The organism is Nocardioides sp., from assembly GCF_031422975.1.
Taxonomy (GTDB): domain Bacteria; phylum Actinomycetota; class Actinomycetes; order Propionibacteriales; family Nocardioidaceae; genus Nocardioides.
Window position 1 is genome coordinate 1 of record NZ_JANPEO010000207.1, and the last position, 5,465, is coordinate 5,465.

The window sequence follows — 5,465 nt, forward strand, 5'->3', positions numbered from 1 at the left end:
CCCCTCGAGGCCGAAGGTGTGGCTGAACCGGCGCCACAGCTCGTCGGGTGCCGCACCCGGCCGCGGCACCGTGACGAGGTGCACCTGCTCGGGCGGCAGCGTCGCGCCCCAACGGTCGAGGATGTCCGGGATCTCCTGCGCACCCCAGAACCATGAACCGATCCGGGTGTCGCGTGCCGGGTCGCGGATCATGTCCAGGAAGTGCGCGTAGGAGACGAGGCTGCGGTGCTTGATGTTCTCCTGCCACTCCGCGGGGACCTGGCGCACGAGGTCGCGTGCGGACACGATCAGGTGCACCTCGACCCCGTGGCCGAACGACGTCAGGGCCCGGTCGATCTGCGTCGGGGAGGCGGTCGAGAGGATCTCGTGGCTGATGATCGAGGTGCCGTGCCAGCCGCGGATCTCGGCAGCCAGCCGGTCCCACGCGCCGACGGCCTGTGTCTCCAGCCCGCCCCACGTCAGCCGCATCAGGTCGAGCGCGGCGAGGAAGTGCCCGTCGAACCGGTCGGCGGGATAGAGGATGCCCTGCCGGCGCAACGCCGCGCGATTGCGGAACAGCACGTCCTGCAGGTAGGACGTGCCGGTCTTCGGGGTGCCGACGTGAAGCAGGACCTTCCTCATCACAGTCCCTTCCACGTGTCGTCCACCAGCATGCGTACGGCGAGGTCCAGCACGAGCTGCCCCGACGCCGCGCTCGGCGCGTCCGGCGCCGCTGACCCGGTCGGAACGAGCGATGCCGGATCCCCGACGACAGGGTAGCCAGCGCGGCTCAGTTGCCGGGCCATCCGCTCCGCGGCGACCCGCACCCACTCGCGGTGCTCGTTCGGCAGCGCCACGGGCGGAGTGCCGGTGACCGGCATCCGCGGCAGCAGCGTGCGGGTCATCAGCGCGGCCCGCTCCTGTGGCGGCACCAGCAACCCCATGACGCTGGCGATCCGTCGGGACAGCTCGGCAGCGTCGGCTCCGGGCCGGACGAGCGGGGGCAGGCGGCGTACGCCCACCAACGCCGGTAGGCGCGACCGGTCGAACACCACGGTGACGCGTTCATGGCGCGCGAGGTGCCGCTCGGCGACGGACGGAAGGTCGATGCGGGGCGGTAGGTCGTCGCGCTGCTGCCAGAAGCGCAACCATGCCAGCCAGCCACCGGAGCCGCGTTCGAAGCACCGACGACTCCACACGTCGACCAGCATCTCCTCGAGCGGGCCGCCGAGGATCACGGTGGTCGTGCCGGCGCCGCCCGGCGATCGGCCGCGGCCGGTCAGGTGGTCGCGCACCTGGGCGACGTCGAGCGGGTCACCGGCCAGGCGACAGCCGCGCCGCCAGCCACGCCGCAGCCGAGGCGTCGGCGCGGACGGGCCGAGGGCGACGACGTCCTCGGCCAGGACGCTGGTGGCCACGCGGATCAGCTCGTCCACCGGGAGCTGGGCAGGGTCGACGGGTTGTGGTCCGTACGGCGACGACGCGACGCCGACCAGGGCCAGGTCGGGCTTCCCGCGGCCGGGAGCGGGCGCGGCGAGCACCCGGTCCGCGAGCCGGGCGTCGTTGTTGCCCGCCCGGTTGAGCGTGCGCAGGAGCTCCAACTGCTGGGCGCCGGGCAGCACCCGGGCGATGGGCGGCGCCTCACCCGACCATGCGAGCCAGGGAGTGGTGCCACCGTCGCGCAGGTGCATGACCCAGCCCCAGGCGCGGGCGGTCCCCACGGGGCTCAACGTTCGCGCAGCCGGCGGGCCTGCTGGCGCAGCTTGTGGCCGAGGTCGTCGCTCGGGGTGCGCTCGGCTGCCTCGCGGGTCATCGTCGTGAGCGCGTCGAGGGCCGCGCCCAGCTGCAGCTTGGGGCTGACCCGGTCGGGGTCGCGCCACTGCATGTCGGGGTCGGGCCGGATCGGACGCAGGTCCTCGACGTCACCGATCACGTCGACGCCGCTGCCCTTGATCCAGTCGATCCACAGCTCGGCCTGGGCGTCGGCGAAATCGAAGCGGTCCGGAGGCAGCCGGACCGGGAAGGAGTCGCGTGCGACCAGCACCTCCTGCGCCAGCAGCTCGCGGATGAGGCCGTCATAGGTCGCGTCGCGCCACATCGGCAGCTCGAGGCGTCGGTTGAGGCGGCGGACGAGCTGGGTCTCCGCGATCCCCAGGGACCGGTTGGAGCGCTCCGAGTCGAGCGGCGCCCACATCGGGTCGATGCCGAACGCACGGCAGAAGCGGAGCCACAGCTCGTTGCCGGTCGGGCCGCGGTCGTGCGGGACCGTGACGACGTGCACGCGCTCGGGCGGCAGCTTGGCGCCCCAGGTGCCGAGCACGGTCGGCAGGTCCATCGCACTGCGGAACCAGGTCTGTCCGCGCTCGACCTTGTTGAGGAAGCGCCCGAAGGTCCACTTGCGCCCCTGCTTGATGCTCTCCTGCCACGCAGCGGGCAGCTGGCGCCCGAGGTCGCGCGCGGAGTAGACGACGTGGACCTCGCTGTCGGAGAGGTCGTTCATCACCCGCGCGATGGTGTCGGGCTTGGCCGGCGCGAGGATCTCGTGGCTGATCACCACCGTGCCTCGGGCACGGCGGACGCGCTTGACCATCGTGTCCCAGGAACCGGCGGCATGACCGGGCGTGCCGCCCCAGTCCTGGTCGAGCAGGTCGAGCGCGGCGCGGAAGTGGAAGAGGTCGGCGTCGACGAACCGGTTCTTGGTCGGGATCGTCACGCCGTGCTCGGCCAGCGAGGCCTGGTTGAGCATCAGCCGGTCCTGCAGGTAGGTCGTCCCGGTCTTCGGGGCGCCGATGTGGAGATAGACGACGCGGCTCATGGGCTCATCCTGCCCGATCAGCCAGCGGCGAGCGCGCGCACCACGGCACTGGGGCTGGGGCGGCCGAGGTGCTTAGCCATCCACACGCTCGTGGCGACCACGGCATCGAGATCGACGCCGGTCTCGATCCCGAGACCGTTCAGCATCCAGACGAGGTCCTCGGTGGCGAGGTTGCCCGTGGCGCTCTTGGCATACGGGCACCCCCCGAGGCCGCCCGCGCTGGCGTCGTACGTCGAAATGCCCTCCTGCAACGCGGAGTAGGCGTTGGCCAGGGCCTGGCCGTAGGTGTCGTGGAAGTGCATGGCGAGGTCGTCGATCCGCATCCCGGCAGCGACGAAGCCCCCGATCAGGTCCTTGACGTGGCCGGCCGTGCCGACGCCGATCGTGTCGCCGAGGCTGAGCTGGCTGGCACCGAGGTCGAAGAGCCGCTTGCCGACGCCGACGACCTGCTCGATCGGGACCGCACCCTCCCAGGGGTCGCCGAAGCACATGGAGACATACGCCCGGACGTCGAGCCCGGCCGCCCGCGCCCGGGTCACGGTCGGTTCGAACATCGCGAACTGCTCGTCGAGGGACCGGTTGAGGTTCTTGCGCGCGAAGGTGTCGGTGGCACTGCCGAAGATGGCGATGTGCGTGAGGCCGAGCTCGAGCGCGCGGTCGAGGCCCCGCTCGTTGGGGACCAGGACCGGCAGGTCCTTGCCGGCGTCGCCGAGGCGGGCCATCACGTCCGCGGCGTCCGCCAGCTGCGGGACCCAGGTCGGGTGCACGAAGCTCGTCGCCTCGACGATCGGGAGCCCGGCCGCCACGAGGCGCTCGATGAACTCGACCTTCACGTCGGTGGAGATCACGCCCGACTCGTTCTGCAGGCCGTCGCGGGCGCCGACCTCGTAGATGGTGACCTTGCTGGGGATCATTCGGCTGCCTCCACGACGATGAGGGTGGCGCCGAGCGCGACCTGCTGGCCGGCCGCGACGTTGACCTCGGTGATCGTCCCGGCGAAGGGCGCCGTGAGTGCGAGCTCCATCTTCATCGCCTCCATGGCACCCAGCGTCTCACCCTCCGCGACCTGCTGGCCGACGCTGACGAGGACGTCGAGGACGGTGCCGGGCATCGGCGCGACCAGGGTGCCGTCGCCGAGCGCCGGGCCGTGGTCTCCGAACGCGTCGGGCCGCTCGAAGACGAAGCGCTGCCCGTGGCGGGAGACCTCGACGGTGTGGGCCCCGGCGTTGACGAAGGCCGTCTCGTCGCGATCGTCGATGGTGAGGACGACGACGTGGTCGGCGAGGCGGCGTTCTCGCACCGCACGACCGTCGATCGTGCTGGCCGCGACGTCCACCGTGAGCTCGTGGACCTCGCCGCCGTGCTCGAGCGCGACCAGTGTCGGTGCCCTGGGTCCGGCAGAGCGCCAGCCGTCGGCTGCGAACGGGTGGCCGGGGTCGTCCGCGAATCGCGGGCTGTCCAGCGCGGCGTCCACCCACGCGGCCAGCTGCAGCGCGATGTCCGCGGTCGGCGCAGGCACCTCGGCCCCGATGTCGACGTGGTCGAGCCAGGCAGTGTCGATCGTCGCGTCGCGGAACTCGTCGCTGGCGGCGAGCGCGCGCACGAAGCCCAGGTTGGTGGTCAGGCCGAGGACGGCGGAGTTGTCGAGGGCGTCGATCAGCCGCAGCCGTGCTGCCTCGCGGTCCTCGCCCCACGCGATCACCTTGCCGAGCATCGGGTCGAAGTTGGTGCTGACGACCTGGCCCGATTCGAGGGCGTGGTCGACGCGAGCGCCCTCGGACCACCGCACCAGGTCGGCGCGACCGGCCTGGGGCAGGAAGCCGCCGAACGAGTCCTCGGCATAGACCCGCGCCTCGATGGCGTGGCCCTCGAGGGTGACGTCGTCCTGGCTGAAGCCGAGCGGCTGGCCCGCCGCGATCCGGAGCTGGAGTCCGACGAGGTCGATCCGCTCGCCGCGGACGCGCACGACCTCCTCCGTCACCGGGTGCTCGACCTGCAGCCGGGTGTTCATCTCGAGGAAGTAGACCTCGCCGGAGTCGCTGTCGAGCAGGAACTCGACCGTGCCGGCGTTGGTGTAGCCCACCGCGCGCGCGAGGTTGACCGCACTGCTCGTGATGACGTCGCGCTGGGCGTCGGTGATCGTCGGGGCCGGGGCCTCCTCCAGCACCTTCTGGTGCCGGCGCTGGGTGGAGCAGTCACGCTCGAAGAGGTGCACGGCCTGTGCGTGCTCGTCGGCGAACACCTGCACCTCGATGTGACGGCCGTGCTCGACGTACTTCTCGATCAGGATCGTGTCGTCGCCGAAGGCGGAGAGCGCCTCGCGCTTGGCAGCGGCCAGCGCGGCGGCGTACTCCCCCGCACTCCGGACGATCCGCATGCCCTTGCCGCCGCCGCCGGCCGCGGCCTTGACGAGGACGGGATAGGCGAACGTCGCCGGTTCGACGTCGTTGGCGTACGACGGCACGACCGGGACGCCTGCCGCGATGGCGACCTCGCGCGCGGCGTCCTTCTTGCCCATCTTGTCCATCACATCGGCGCTCGGGCCGACCAGGACAAGGCCCTCGACGGCCTCCACGGCGCGCGCGAACGCGGACCGCTCGGTGAGGAAGCCGTAGCCGGGGTGGATCGCGTCCGCGCCGCTCTCTCGAGCGGCGGCGTCCATGGCGTCGAT

Annotated in this window: 4 protein-coding genes and 1 pseudogene; all 5 read right to left on the bottom strand. The window is 71.8% G+C overall.

The genetic code is table 11. From position 1 onward, the window contains the following. A pseudogene (locus tag RMO85_RS06255) lies at nt 1-621 on the bottom strand (hypothetical protein); the annotation flags it as partial. Beyond that, the gene (locus RMO85_RS06260) at nt 621-1,700 is read right to left on the bottom strand and encodes a hypothetical protein (protein WP_310527574.1); all 1,080 of its coding nucleotides are present in this window, start codon (nt 1,698-1,700) and stop codon (nt 621-623) included. The pseudogene RMO85_RS06255 and the gene RMO85_RS06260, both read right to left, overlap by 1 nt. Before the next feature lie 5 nt (nt 1,701-1,705). Next, on the bottom strand, nt 1,706-2,794 hold the full coding sequence (locus RMO85_RS06265; protein ID WP_310527577.1) for a hypothetical protein: 1,089 nt from the start codon (nt 2,792-2,794) through the stop codon (nt 1,706-1,708). Between the two features lie 17 nt (nt 2,795-2,811). Next, entirely contained in the window at nt 2,812-3,708 is an 897-nt protein-coding gene (locus RMO85_RS06270) for a hydroxymethylglutaryl-CoA lyase (protein ID WP_310527579.1), read from the bottom strand. Then, nucleotides 3,705-5,465, bottom strand: a 1,761-nt coding sequence (locus RMO85_RS06275) for a biotin/lipoyl-containing protein (protein ID WP_310527585.1), incomplete at its 5' end; no start/stop codon positions are given. The genes RMO85_RS06270 and RMO85_RS06275, both read right to left, overlap by 4 nt.